This is a genomic window from Mycobacterium sp. RTGN6 (genome assembly GCF_033804605.1).
Taxonomy (GTDB): domain Bacteria; phylum Actinomycetota; class Actinomycetes; order Mycobacteriales; family Mycobacteriaceae; genus Mycobacterium.
This window is the reverse complement of the sequence record NZ_JAPZKZ010000017.1, coordinates 70,225-82,275: the sequence shown is the minus strand read 5'-3', so window position 1 is coordinate 82,275 and position 12,051 is coordinate 70,225. Positions and strand designations below refer to the sequence as shown.

The 12,051-nt window shown below is 67.2% G+C and carries 14 protein-coding genes; 6 read left to right on the top strand and 8 right to left on the bottom strand.

Features of this window, described 5'->3' with window-relative positions; genetic code table 11:
- Positions 1 to 22 precede the first annotated feature (22 nt).
- Complete coding sequence (locus SLQ33_RS31870; RefSeq protein WP_319457928.1) at positions 23 to 538, top strand: MarR family transcriptional regulator; 516 nt, start codon at positions 23 to 25, stop codon at positions 536 to 538.
- 127 nt (positions 539 to 665) lie between these two features.
- Positions 666 to 1,238: an RICIN domain-containing protein gene (locus SLQ33_RS31865; protein ID WP_319457927.1), complete on the top strand. Its 573-nt coding sequence runs from the start codon at positions 666 to 668 to the stop codon at positions 1,236 to 1,238.
- Positions 1,239 to 1,245: 7 nt separating this feature from the next.
- Here SLQ33_RS31865 and SLQ33_RS31860 read toward each other — a convergent pair whose 3' ends face one another.
- Together SLQ33_RS31860 and SLQ33_RS31855 are read right to left on the bottom strand one after the other, a co-directional pair.
- Positions 1,246 to 2,442: a GAF domain-containing sensor histidine kinase gene (locus SLQ33_RS31860; protein WP_319457974.1), complete on the bottom strand. Its 1,197-nt coding sequence runs from the start codon at positions 2,440 to 2,442 to the stop codon at positions 1,246 to 1,248.
- Between the two features lie 56 nt (positions 2,443 to 2,498).
- Positions 2,499 to 3,152, bottom strand: coding sequence for a response regulator transcription factor (locus tag SLQ33_RS31855; protein WP_319457926.1), 654 nt, complete (start codon positions 3,150 to 3,152; stop codon positions 2,499 to 2,501).
- Between the two features lie 105 nt (positions 3,153 to 3,257).
- Here SLQ33_RS31855 and SLQ33_RS31850 point away from each other — a divergent pair, with 105 nt between their 5' ends.
- The 3 genes from SLQ33_RS31850 to SLQ33_RS31840 all read left to right on the top strand — a co-directional run bounded on the left by SLQ33_RS31850 (position 3,258) and on the right by SLQ33_RS31840 (position 4,829).
- The gene (locus tag SLQ33_RS31850) at positions 3,258 to 4,025 is read left to right on the top strand and encodes an HAD hydrolase-like protein (protein ID WP_319457925.1); all 768 of its coding nucleotides are present in this window, start codon (positions 3,258 to 3,260) and stop codon (positions 4,023 to 4,025) included.
- Positions 4,026 to 4,182: 157 nt separating this feature from the next.
- Positions 4,183 to 4,416, top strand: coding sequence for a type II toxin-antitoxin system Phd/YefM family antitoxin (locus tag SLQ33_RS31845; protein WP_319457924.1), 234 nt, complete (start codon positions 4,183 to 4,185; stop codon positions 4,414 to 4,416).
- Positions 4,413 to 4,829 (top strand): type II toxin-antitoxin system VapC family toxin, encoded by a 417-nt coding sequence (locus tag SLQ33_RS31840; protein WP_319457923.1) that lies wholly within the window; start codon positions 4,413 to 4,415, stop codon positions 4,827 to 4,829. The genes SLQ33_RS31845 and SLQ33_RS31840 overlap by 4 nt, the downstream gene beginning before the upstream one ends.
- Positions 4,830 to 4,844: 15 nt before the next feature.
- Here SLQ33_RS31840 and mmsB read toward each other — a convergent pair whose 3' ends face one another.
- The 3 genes from mmsB to SLQ33_RS31825 are packed head-to-tail and all read right to left on the bottom strand — an operon-like array spanning position 4,845 to position 8,438.
- On the bottom strand, positions 4,845 to 5,720 hold the full coding sequence (gene mmsB / locus SLQ33_RS31835; RefSeq protein ID WP_319457922.1) for a 3-hydroxyisobutyrate dehydrogenase: 876 nt from the start codon (positions 5,718 to 5,720) through the stop codon (positions 4,845 to 4,847).
- A gap of 18 nt (positions 5,721 to 5,738) precedes the next feature.
- Positions 5,739 to 6,902, bottom strand: a complete 1,164-nt coding sequence (locus SLQ33_RS31830; RefSeq protein WP_319457921.1) for an acyl-CoA dehydrogenase family protein — start codon at positions 6,900 to 6,902, stop codon at positions 5,739 to 5,741.
- 15 nt (positions 6,903 to 6,917) lie between these two features.
- Positions 6,918 to 8,438: a CoA-acylating methylmalonate-semialdehyde dehydrogenase gene (locus tag SLQ33_RS31825; RefSeq protein ID WP_319457920.1), complete on the bottom strand. Its 1,521-nt coding sequence runs from the start codon at positions 8,436 to 8,438 to the stop codon at positions 6,918 to 6,920.
- A gap of 249 nt (positions 8,439 to 8,687) precedes the next feature.
- Here SLQ33_RS31825 and SLQ33_RS31820 point away from each other — a divergent pair, with 249 nt between their 5' ends.
- On the top strand, positions 8,688 to 9,563 hold the full coding sequence (locus tag SLQ33_RS31820) for a dioxygenase (protein WP_319457973.1): 876 nt from the start codon (positions 8,688 to 8,690) through the stop codon (positions 9,561 to 9,563).
- Between the two features lies 1 nt (position 9,564).
- Here SLQ33_RS31820 and rfbC read toward each other — a convergent pair whose 3' ends face one another.
- Genes rfbC through SLQ33_RS31805 form a run of 3 tightly spaced genes read right to left on the bottom strand, consistent with a single transcriptional unit; the run spans position 9,565 to position 12,038 of the window.
- Entirely contained in the window at positions 9,565 to 10,230 is a 666-nt protein-coding gene (gene rfbC, locus SLQ33_RS31815; RefSeq protein ID WP_413467688.1) for a dTDP-4-dehydrorhamnose 3,5-epimerase, read from the bottom strand.
- Positions 10,173 to 11,168 (bottom strand): dTDP-glucose 4,6-dehydratase, encoded by a 996-nt coding sequence (rfbB, locus tag SLQ33_RS31810; RefSeq protein WP_319457918.1) that lies wholly within the window; start codon positions 11,166 to 11,168, stop codon positions 10,173 to 10,175. The genes rfbC and rfbB overlap by 58 nt, the downstream gene beginning before the upstream one ends.
- A gap of 18 nt (positions 11,169 to 11,186) precedes the next feature.
- Complete coding sequence (locus SLQ33_RS31805) at positions 11,187 to 12,038, bottom strand: LLM class F420-dependent oxidoreductase (protein ID WP_319457917.1); 852 nt, start codon at positions 12,036 to 12,038, stop codon at positions 11,187 to 11,189.
- Between the last annotated feature and the right edge of the window lie 13 nt (positions 12,039 to 12,051).

The following is a 12,051-nucleotide window of genomic DNA, read 5'->3' as shown; positions in this document are numbered from 1 at the left end:
GCTAAGTGCGGTATGAAGAGGCGTGCCCACCGAGGAGAGCCCGCCACCCGGCAAACCCGATCCGATCGCGCTGGCACGTGCCAACTGGGAGCGGGCCGGGTGGGGTGAGGTGGCCGACGGCATGGTCGCCGTGACGTCGGTGATGCGCGCTCACCAGATTCTGCTGGCCCGCGTCGAGGCGGCGCTACGCCCCTACGACCTCAGCTTCTCCCGCTACGAGCTGCTGCGGCTGCTGGCCTTCAGCAGTTCCGGCGCGCTGCCGATCACCAAGGCCTCCGACCGGCTCCAGGTGCACGTCACCAGTGTCACGCACGCGATCCGCAGGCTCGAGAGTGACGGGCTGGTCGAGCGCATCCCGCACCCCACCGACGGGCGGACGACGCTGGTGCGGCTCACGGACCTGGGCCGGTCGACCGTCGAGGACGCCACGGTCACGGTGAACAAGGAAGTGTTCGCCGACGTCGGAATGTCTGACGAGGACTCCCGCGCGCTCGCGACCGCCATCGACACACTGCGTCGGCACGCGGGCGACTTCTAGGCGCGTTCGGCTTACGACGGCAAGGTCGAGTAGTCGACTACGCGTGTGCACAAATGCGTCGGCCGTCAATCTGGTGATGCCACACCCAGAATTACGCCCGCCACTCATTGACGAAGGAGTAATCGTCGTGACGAATTTCCATCGCGCTTGCGCCGGCCTGGTTGCATCAGGCGCTTTAGCTCTCGGGGTCCTTTACGCCCCAGCCCCTTACGCCAACTCGGCCTCCGAGGTGGTGAAGTTTCAAAATGGCAATACCGGAAAGTGTCTGACGATCGCTGGTGGCGTGAGCACCGAAAACAACGTGGTAGCCCTTCAGTTCATCTGCGACAGCGATCCGTCGCGCACATGGATGTTGGACCGCTGGGCCGACGGCACCTACCAGATCAAGAACGTGCAAACTCGCAAGTGTCTGACGATCGCGGGTGGCGTGAGCACGGAAAACAACGTCGAAGCCTTGCAGTTCAACTGCGACAGCGACCCGTCCCGCAGATGGACGCTTCACAAGATGGCCGACGGCACCTACAAGGTCAAGAACGTGCAAACTCGCAAGTGTCTGACGATCGCCGGCGGCGTGAGCACCGAAAACAACGTCCACGCCTTGCAGTTCGACTGCGACAACCATCCGTCGCGAACCTGGCGGCTCATCTGGCCGAGCCCTGCACAGCCGAGCCCTGGACAAAGGATCGACGACAACCAGTGACTTCGCGCTAAGGGGTGCCCGGCGACGAGGGCAACGGGATCGTCGCCGTCACCGTGGTTCCCGAACCCGGCCGCGACTTGATGTTCAGCCGGCCGCCGACGATCTCCGCCCGTTCAGCCATCGACAGCAGCCCGTAGCCGCCCATCTCGTCGCCGCCGAGCGGCTTGGAGAAGGTGTCGAAACCGATTCCGTTGTCGACGATGTCGAGCCGGGCGTGCTCGTCGCTCACCGAGAACGTCAGCTTGGCGTTGGCGGCCTGCGCGTGCTTGACGACGTTCTGCAGGCACTCCTGCGCGATGCGGTACAACGCGATCTCGATGTGGTCGGGCAGCCGCGCGTCCGCCAGCTCGACGTCGATGTCGACCTGCGGGATGGACCGCGCCAGGCTCGCCAGCCCACCGGCCAACCCGAGGTCGTCGAGCACCGGGGGGCGCAGCCCATTGATCGCCGCGCGGGCCTCGCCAAGCGTGAGGTCGACGAGTTCGCGGGCCAGCGTCAGTTGCTCGGCCGCCGCGCCTGAGTCGTCGCCCACCGCGCGGCTGGCCGCATCCAGCCGGTAGGACAACGTCACCAGGCGTTGGCTGATGCCGTCGTGGATGTCGCCGGCCAGCCTGCGTCGCTCCATCTCCTGCGCCTCGATGACCTGCTCGACGAAGTTCTCGTGCGCACGGTCGCGGGCCACTAGCTGACGGTGCAGTCGGGCCTGGTGCATGGCGCCCGCGATGAGCCGGCCGATCACCAGCAACAGTTGAACGTCGCGGTCGGCGAACTCGCGGCGGGCCACGGTGTGCACGTTGAGCACGCCGACCAGCCCGCCGGGATCGGTTTCCATCGGCACCGACACCATCGACGTGAAGTCCGACCCACGCAGCGACTCGAACGGCATGTACCGCGGGTCGGATTCCTTGTCGTGGATGATGACGACGGGCTCGCGGTGCCGGGCCACCCAGCCGGACACGCCCTGGCCGAGGGGAAGTCGGATCTTGCCGACCTCACTGTCGAAAGGCGGCGTCGCGCCGGTCAACGTCAGCGAGCGTTCCGTGTCGTCGAGCACGTGCACGAAGCAGACGTCGGTGGCGGTCGCGGCGGTGATCATCCGGGCCGCGGCCGCCGCGAGCGGCTCCACGCCGGGACCGCTCGACGCCGCCTGAATCAGCTCGCGCAGCAGGGCGAGTTCGCGGTCGGCGTCGACGAGGTCGCGCACCGCATTCGGCCGCGCCTGTGCCACTTCCCGGGTCGCTTCGCTCCTGCCCTCCGGTGTCACTGGTAGATCCCTTCCCTCAGCGCCGTCGCCACGGCGCCGGTCCGGTCGGCCACGCCGAGCTTGCGGTAGATCGCGCGCAAGTGGGTCTTCACGGTCTCGTCGCCGATCACCAGCTTGTTGGCGATGCCCTTGTTGGACAGCCCACTCACGACGCACGACAGGATCTCGCTTTCGCGCTGGGTCAACCCCTGGCGGGCGCCCGGCCAGAACTCGTCGCGCTGCAGCCGCGCCGCGGTGTCGACGGCGCGTGCGGCCATACCGGGGTCGATCGCCGTCTCGCCGCGGTGCACGAGCTCCAGTTGCCGGACGAGCTCGTCGCTGCCGATGCTCTTCAGCAGATAGCCGGACGCGCCCACCCGCAGCGCCTGGAACAGGTACTGCTCGTCGTCGTACACCGAGAGCATCACGACCTTGCGGTTCGGTTCGCGGCTCCGGAGGTCGGCGCACAGGTCCAGCCCGCTGGCGCCCTGCATGCGGACGTCGCACAGCACGACGTCGGGGTTGAGGTCGGCGACCACGCCGACCGCTCGCTCGGCGCCCACCGCCTGGCCGACTACCTCCACCCGGTCACCGAACGCCGCAAGCATCGCCTTGAGCCCTTCGATGACCATCTCGTGGTCGTCTACCAGCACCAATCGCACGGGCTGCATGCCACCACCCTAGGTTCATCGGCGGCAGTCGTTCACCAAGATGGCCGTGCGAATCCCCCAGATGGGGGAGGTTGAACGGGTGTGACGTGGGACACCCTGCTAAGCATGTCGGTTACGTGTGGGGAGCGGACGTACTGGTGGGACACCGGGCGACCGGCCGACGCATCGCTTGAGCCGCTCGGAGCCGTCATCTTCGACGTCGACGGCGCGCTCGCCGACGTCGAGCGCGACGGGCAACGGGGAGCGTTCAACGCCGCATTCGCCGAGCACGGGCTGGACATCCACTGGACCGTCGAGGAGTACGGCCGGCTGGTCTGCATCGCCGACGAAAAGCGCCGCGTCGCCTCGGCGCTGCGTCGGCGGGGGTTCGGCCGCGTCAGCGCCGAGATTGCCGCCCACGTCTACCGGACCAAGAACGACCTGTTCGAGGAATCCGTGCTGAACGGAGACGTGACGCCGCGCCCCGGCCTCGACGACCTGGTCAACAGCCTGTACTTCGCGGGCATTCCGGTCGCCGTCGTCAGCACGGGCGCCCGCCGGTGGGTCGCCCCGCTGGTGCGGCAGCTCATCGGCGACGGCATCGCCGAGACCATCGTCACCCCCGACGACCTGACCAGGCCCGGCCGCGACCCGGATCTGCACGGCCACGCGCTGTGGGAGTTGGGGCTGGGCCCGGAAGCGGCGCTGGCGGTGGCGGGCACGTCGCGGGGGCTGCGGGCGGCGCGGGCGGCGAAGCTGGCGACGCTGGTGGTCACTACCGGCTACTCCGTCGGAGGCGACTTCACCGGTGCGGTCGAGGTGCGTTCCCGCTACGACGGCCTGCTGGTTGGTGGGTGCGAGCAACTGCACCGTAGGTGGCAGACCGGCCGGTAGCCCGTCCCGTTAGCTGGGTGGAAACCATGGCGCCGAGACTGCTCAGAGATCGCGAAACTCGGAAGAATCGCGATCTCTCCGCAGTCTCGAGGCGGAGTAAGAACAGTGTACCCGCTTGGACTAGTCTAATCAGACTAGTCCCGATATCGTGGTGGACGTGAAGTCGATTTCCAGCACAGAGGCGAAGGCCAAGCTGAACGCGCTGCTTGCCGAAGTCGAACGAACGGGTGTTTCGGTGACGATCACCAGCCACGGGCGTCCGGTGGCGGTGTTGACGCCGGCACAGCCCGCTCGGCGCACCTTCGGACAGCTGCCGACCCTGGCCGTCCCCGACGACTTCGACGAACCGCTTCCCGATGCGGAAATCGAGGCGTGGGAAGCGCGGTCGTGACCGCAGGGTCCGCGACGTCGGTGTTGCTCGATACGAATGCGCTGCTGTGGTTGGTGAGCGCGCCAGAGCAGATCGCCGCGTCCGCCCATGAATTATTGAGCGACCCGACCACCGACATCATGGTCTCGGCGGCTTCGGCGTGGGAGATCTCAATCAAGACCAGGCTCGGGCGGCTCGATGGTGCACCGCTGTTGTCTGCGTGGTCGCAAGTGGTCGCGAGCATGTCCGCGACCGAGTTGGCGATGGACTCAGACGACGCGATCCTGGCTGGTCGGCTGCCGTGGGAGCACCGCGATCCCTTCGACCGCATGCTCGTCGCGCAGGCGACGCGGCGGAATCTGGTCATCGCGACGAGTGATGCTCAGATCCTGCGCGCAGCCTTGACCGCGACGTTGAACACCCAAGGGGCGTAACGGCGTCGGGTACGGCTAGCCGTTGCGGATCAGCTCGATGACTGCGCTGAAGTCCTTGTCGGCGTGGTCGGCGGCGAACTTGGCGTAGATCTCGGCGGCATGGGTGCCGAGCGGCGCCACGGAGCCGGTCGAGCTCACGGCGGCCATCGCCAGCCCGAGGTCCTTGTTCATCAGCGCCGTCGCAAAGCCGGGCTTGAAGTCGTTGTTGGCAGGAGACGTCGGAACCGGGCCCGGCACTGGGCAATTCGTGTGCACGGCCCAGCAGTTGCCGGTGGCGCCGGTGATGACGTCGAACAGCGACTGGGCGGACAGACCGAGCTTCTCGGCCAGCACGAACGCCTCGCCGACGGCGATCTGCTGCACCGCCAGCACCATGTTGTTGCACACCTTGGCTGCTTGGCCCGCGCCGGACGCGCCGCAGTGAATGATCTTGCCCGCCATGGCGTCCAGCACCTCGCGGCCCCGTTCGACCGCGTCGGCCTCCCCGCCAACCATGAACGCCAGCGTCCCGGCCACTGCGCCCTTCACGCCGCCGGACACCGGGGCGTCGAGTTGGGCGAAGCCCTGCTCGATGGCCTGCGCGTTGACCGCGCGGGCGTCGTCGACCGAGATCGTCGAGCTGTCGATGAACAGCGCGCCGGTGGACGCAGCCGGGAGCACCTCGGCGTAGCAGCTCTTGACGAGCGCACCGTTGGGCAGCATGGTGATGACGACGTCGGCGCCGCCCACGGCTTCGGCACCGCTGTCGAAGACGCTGGCGCCCTTGGCTTCTGCGGCCACCTTCGCCGCAGGCACGGGGTCGAAGCCGCGCACGGTGTGCCCGGCGGCGAGCAGGTTGGCCGCCATCGGGCCACCCATGTTGCCTAGCCCCAAGAACGCGATCGTCGCCATCTGCAGTGCCTCCTCCAGTTATGACGCGCGGGCGCGGGCCGCTTCGGCCCGACCGATGACCACGCGCATGATTTCGTTGGTTCCCTCGAGAATGCGGTGCACCCGCAGATCGCGGACGATCTTCTCCAGCCCGTACTCGCGCAGGTAGCCATAGCCGCCGTGCAGCTGCAAGGCCTGGTCGGCCACGTTGAAGCACGCGTCGGTGACGTAGCGCTTGGCCATGGCGCACAGCTCGACCTTGTCGGGATGGTTGGCATCGAGTGCGGAGGCCGCCCGCCACAACAGGTTTCGCGACGCCTCCAGTGTGGTGGCCATGTCGGCGAGCGTGAACCGGATGGTGGGCTCGTCGAGCAGTCGCATGCCGAACGCCTCGCGGTCGGCGAGGTAGGCGACCGACTTGTCGTAAGCCGCCTGTGCGCCGCCGAGTGAGCACGCCGCGATGTTGAGGCGTCCGCCGTTGAGCCCGTTCATCGCGATGGCGAACCCGGTGCCCTCGCCTTCGGCGCCACCGAGCATGGCGTCGGCGGGCACCCGAGCACCCTCGAACACGACCTGCGCGGTGGGTTGGGCGTTCCAGCCCATCTTGTACTCGTCGGCGCCGAAGCTGACTCCAGGCGTGTCCTTCTCGACGACGAACGCGGAGATGCCGCGCGGCCCGTCGCCGCCGGTGCGCGCCATCACGACGTACACGTCCGATACGCCCGCGCCAGAGATGAACTGCTTGACGCCGTCGAGCACGTAGTGCTCGCCGTCCCGAACCGCCTTGGTGCGCAACGCGCTTGCGTCCGAGCCCGCGCCCGGCTCGGTCAGACAGTAGCTCGCGATGAGCTCCATCGACGCCAGCCGCGGGACCAACTTCATGCGCTGCTCGTCGGTGCCGTACGTGTCGACCATCCAGGTGCACATGTTGTGGATCGAGAGGAACGCGGCCACGGTCGGATCGGCGACGGCAAGCTGCTCGAAGATCCGCACCCCGTCGAGGCGGTGCAGCCCACTGCCACCAGCGTCCTCCTGGCAGTAGATCGCCGCCATGCCCAACTCGGCGGCCTCGCGCAGCACGTCCGTCGGAAAGTGCTTGGTGGCATCCCATTCCAACGCGTGGGGCGCGATGCGCTTCTCGGCGAACTCGCCCGCCGTCTCGGCGATCACGCGCTCGTCGTCGTCGAGGCCGAAGTAATCCATTGGGCTACTTCAGCTCTACTTCATGGTGGGGATGGAGAACTCGGCGCCATCCTTGATGCCCGACGGCCAGCGCTGCGTGACCGTCTTGACCTTGGTGTAGAACTGGATCGACGCGGGCCCGTGCTGGTTGAGGTCGCCGAAGCCGGACCGCTTCCAGCCGCCAAAGCTGTGGTAGGCCACCGGAACCGGGATCGGCACGTTGACGCCGACCATGCCGACCTGGACGCGGGAGACGAAGTCGCGGGCGGTGTCACCGTCGCGGGTGAAGATCGCGACACCGTTGCCGTACTCGTGCTTCGACGGCAGTGACAGGGCCTGCTCGTAGTCGTCCGCACGCACGATGCACAGCACCGGGCCGAAGATCTCGTCGGTGTAGATCGACATGTCGGTGGTGACGTGGTCGAACAGCGTCGGCCCGATGAAGTAGCCGCCCTCAAGGCTGTTGTCATCGAAGGTGAGGTCGTCACTGGCGCGTTCCCGGCCGTCGATGACGGCTTCGGCACCCGCCTCGATGCCTTGGCCGATGTAGTCTTTCACCCGCTTGAGCGCGGCTTCGGTGACCAACGGCCCGTAGTCGGCCTTCGGGTCGAGGCTGTGGCCCACGCGGAGCTCGTTGACGCGCTCGACGAGCCTGGCGCGCAACCTGTTTGCCGTGTCCTCACCGACCGGCACCGCAACACTGATGGCCATGCAACGCTCGCCCGCGCTGCCATAGCCCGCGCCGATCAGTGCATCGACCGCTTGGTCGAGGTCGGCGTCCGGCATCACGATCATGTGGTTCTTGGCGCCGCCGAAGCACTGTGAGCGCTTGCCGTTCGCCGCGGACGTCGAGTAGATGTACTGCGCGATGTCGGAGCTGCCGACGAAGCCGACGGCCTGGATGTCGGGGTGATGCAGGATGGCGTCGACGGCCTCCTTGTCACCCTGGACGACCTGGAACACGCCCGGCGGCAGACCGGCCTCTGCGAAGAGCTCGGCCAAGCGCACCGGGACTGACGGGTCGCGCTCGGAGGGCTTGAGGATGAAGGCGTTGCCGCACGCCAACGCTGGGCCGGCCTTCCACAACGGGATCATGGCGGGGAAGTTGAACGGCGTGATACCTGCGACGACGCCGAGTGGCTGGCGCAGCGAGTAGACGTCGATGCCGCCGCCCGCGCCCTCGGTGTACTCACCCTTGAGCAGGTGCGGGATGCCGATGGCGAACTCGATGACCTCGACGCCGCGCTGGATGTCGCCCTTCGCGTCGGCGACGGTCTTGCCGTGTTCGATCGAGAGGAGTTCGGCGAGCTCGTCGGAGTTCTGGTTCACCAGGTCGACGAACTTCATCATCACGCGGGCCCGACGCTGCGGGTTCCAGGCCGCCCAGTCCTTCTGTGCTTCGACCGCGACCGCCACCGCGGCGTCGACGTCGGCCGTCGAGCCGAGGACCACCTGCGCCTGCACCTCACCGGTGCTGGGGTTGAGCACGTCGGCCGTGCGTGTGGACGTGCCATTGGTGCGCTTGCCGTTGATGTAGTGCGGAATTGTTGTGGTCATGAGGACCCCTCGATGCGAAGACGTTTATCCGGAGATACTAGGACATCCTAGTAACTTCTCGACGTTCGGCGCAAGGGCAGCCGCACTCATGCGGCGCATAGCAATTGCAAAGCGTCGACTCACGGTTCATTCGTAGCCTTCGGGGTAACGCAAGTGGTGCGATGGCGTCGTCGGGCGCGGCATGGAGGGAGGACCGAGGTGGCACTCGACGAACACGATCGTGGGTTGACCCACGATCTGCACACGGTGATGTCGCGGCGACGAGCATTCGTGCTCGCGGGCGTAGTCGGTACGTCGACGCTGGTAGCGTGCACCACCCGCGCATCGGACACTGCCTCGTCGACGTCGTCGAGCGTCAGCGCAGGCTCGACGACGGCCACTGGAGATGCGGCCGCTACCTGCGCCGAGGCGGCGCCTCAGGAGACCGCCGGCCCCTACCCGAGTGACGGTTCGAACGGCCCCAATGTGCTCATCGAGTCTGGCATCGTCCGCAGCGACATCCGCTCCAGCTTTGGCACGTCCTCCGGGACGGCGGAGGGCGTTCCGGCATCCATCACGATGACGCTGAAGGATTTGGCCAACGAATGTGCGGCTGGTGCCGGGATGGCCGTGTACCTGTGGCACTGCAACCGGGCGGGCGAGTACTCGCTGTACAGCGAAGCCATCGCGGACCAGAACTACCTGCGGGGTGTGCAGGTGGCCGACGCCAACGGCCTGCTGTCGTTCACGTCGATCTTTCCCGCCTGCTATCCCGGGCGGTGGCCGCACATCCACTTCGAGGTATTCGATTCCTTGGAGTCCGCCGTCGCCGGCGACAATGCGCGCCTCACGTCGCAGCTCGCGCTACCGCAAGAAGCCTGCGAGACCGTGTTCGCCTCGGACCGCGGCTATGCAGACAGCGTGACGAACCTCGCGCAGGTCAGCCTGGACTCCGACAACGTCTTTGGCGATGGCTGGGATGCAGAGCTGGCGACGGTCACTGGCGACGCGACGGGAATGTCCATCACGATGGTGATCGGGGTAGCCGAGAAGTCCGCGAACAATCAGGCGCCGAGTGGACCCCAGCCCCCAGGTAGCGACGGCCAGCCCTCGGGTCAGCGCCCACCAGGACCGCCACCCAATTGATTCAGACTCCAGATGCGCGGCGGCTGAGCTCGTCGGTGAACTCGCGCGCTTCGTCCCACGTCGGCAAGAGGCCCGCGGCCCGGACCTCGGCCAGCGTGGGCGCCGCGGCGTCACGGTCGGACAGCTTCGGTGCCGACACTGGCCACTCGATGTCGAGCGCCGGGTCGGTGGCGCAGATGGTGTGCTCGCGCTCGGGGGCATAGCCCGCCGAACACAGGTAGGACACCGTCGAATCATCCTGCAACGCAAGGAATCCGTGCGCTAATCCTTCCGAGAGGTAGATCGACCGGTGGTCGACGTCGTCGAGCAACACCGAATCCCACTGCCCGAACGTCGGTGACCCCACCCGGATGTCGACGACGACGTCGAACACCGACCCGCGTAGGCACGTCACGTACTTGGCCTGGCTCGGCGGCAGCTGCGCGAAGTGCAGTCCACGCAGCACGCTTGCCGCAGAGACCGACACGTTGGCCTGGCGAAGGTCGAGCCGGTGCCCGGTCATCGCGGTGAACTCACGGTCGGCGAACCACTCGTAGAACACGCCACGGGGATCGGCGTGCACCGCAGGCGTGAGCTCCCAAGCGCCGGGGACCGATAGTGCGCGCACGGTCACTGGCCACGCTCCGCATATGCCGCCTCGACGCCGTCCTTCAAAGGGCGCCACCATGATTCGTTGGCCCGGTACCAGGCGATGGTGGCTGCCAGCCCGGCTTCGAAATCGGTGTGCGCTGGCGCCCAACCCAATTCGTCGCGCAGTAGCGACGGGTCGATGGCGTAGCGCAGATCGTGTCCGGCGCGATCGAGCACGTGGTCGAAGTCGTCGGGATCGCGGTCCATCAGCCGGAGCAGGGTGCGCATGACGGTCAGGTTGTCGCGTTCACCGTCGGCGCCGATCAAGTACGTCTGACCGATCCGCCCGTCGGACAGCACCCGCCACACCGCGCTGTTGTGATCGTCCACGTGGATCCAGTCGCGCACGTTGGCGCCCGCCCCATACAGCTTGGGCCGCAGCCCACACAGCACATTGGTGATCTGGCGCGGGATGAACTTCTCCACGTGCTGGTAGGGCCCGTAGTTGTTGGAGCAGTTCGAGATCGTTGCGCGCACACCGTAGGACCGCACCCACGACCGCACCAGCAGGTCGGCCGCGGCCTTGGTCGCCGAGTACGGGCTCGACGGGTTGTACGGCGTGACGTCGGTGAAGCGTTGCGGGTCGTCAAGGGCGAGGTCGCCGTACACCTCGTCAGTGGACACGTGATGAAGTCGCACGCCGCTGCGGCGAACGGCTTCGAGCACCGTGTACGTGCCAATCACGTTGGTACGCACGAACGGTTCGGGATCGGCGAGTGCATTGTCGACGTGCGTCTCGGCGGCGAAGTGCACGACGGCGTCGGACTCTGCGACGAGCTTGCCCACCAACTCGGCGTCCGTCACGTCGCCCTGAACGAGCCGGATGGCGCCGTCGACCGGGGTGAGCGACTCGCGGCTACCCGCATACGTCAACGCATCGAGCACCGTCACGGCCACCTGCGGGTGCTCGCGCACCGCGCCGTGGACGAAGTTGGCGCCGATGAATCCGGCGCCCCCGGTGACCAGCAACCGCATGGTCAAAACACTAGCGGGTCAGCCCTTCAGGCCCAGCGGCCCCGCCAGCTCGGTGAGCGTCGGCAGCAGCTTGTCCCACCCGCCGAGCACCTGAATCGCGACGTGGTCGGCACCGGCGTCGAGGTGCTCGGTCAGCCGCGCCGCGACGTCCTCGGGCGTGCCGTGGGCAACCACCGCGTCGATCAGCTTGTCGCTGCCGGGCTTCGCGATGTCCTTGTCAGTGAAGCCAAGCCGCTTCCAGTTGCTCAGGTAGTTGGACAGGTTCAGGTAGAAGTCGACCGTGTCGCGGCCGATCTTGCGCGCCTGCTCGGCGTCGGTGGTCAGCACCACCTTGTGCTCCGGCGCCAGATACACCGTGTTGCCGATGAGCTCGTGCGCCTGCGCCGTGTGCTCCGGCGTGGTCAGGTACGGGTGCGCACCCGCGCTGCGTGAGGCCGACAGCTTGAGCACCTTGGGCCCCAGCGCCGCAACCACCATCCGGCTGGTCGGCACCTTCGCGGCGTCCAGCGCGTCCAGGTATTCGACCAGCACGTCGTAGGGCTTGCGGTACTCCTCGGTGTGCTCGGGATGCCCGATACCGATGCCGAGCAGGAACCGACCCGGATACGCACCCTCGACGCGGTGGTAGGCGTCGGCGACCTCTTCTGCCTTCACCGTCCAGACGTTGATGATGCCGGTGGCCACCTGCAGCGTCTCGGTGGCCGCCAGGATCGGGTCGACGTAGGACAGGTCGCCGGCAGGGGAGCCGCCGATCCATACCGCGCCGTAGCCCAGCTTCTCGATCTCGACGGCCTGGTCCGGTTTGGGTGCGCCGAAGGTCCACACCCCGAATCGGCCGAGCTCGGGCTTGAGGTTCACGGGGTCGGTCATGTGGATCCCTTCG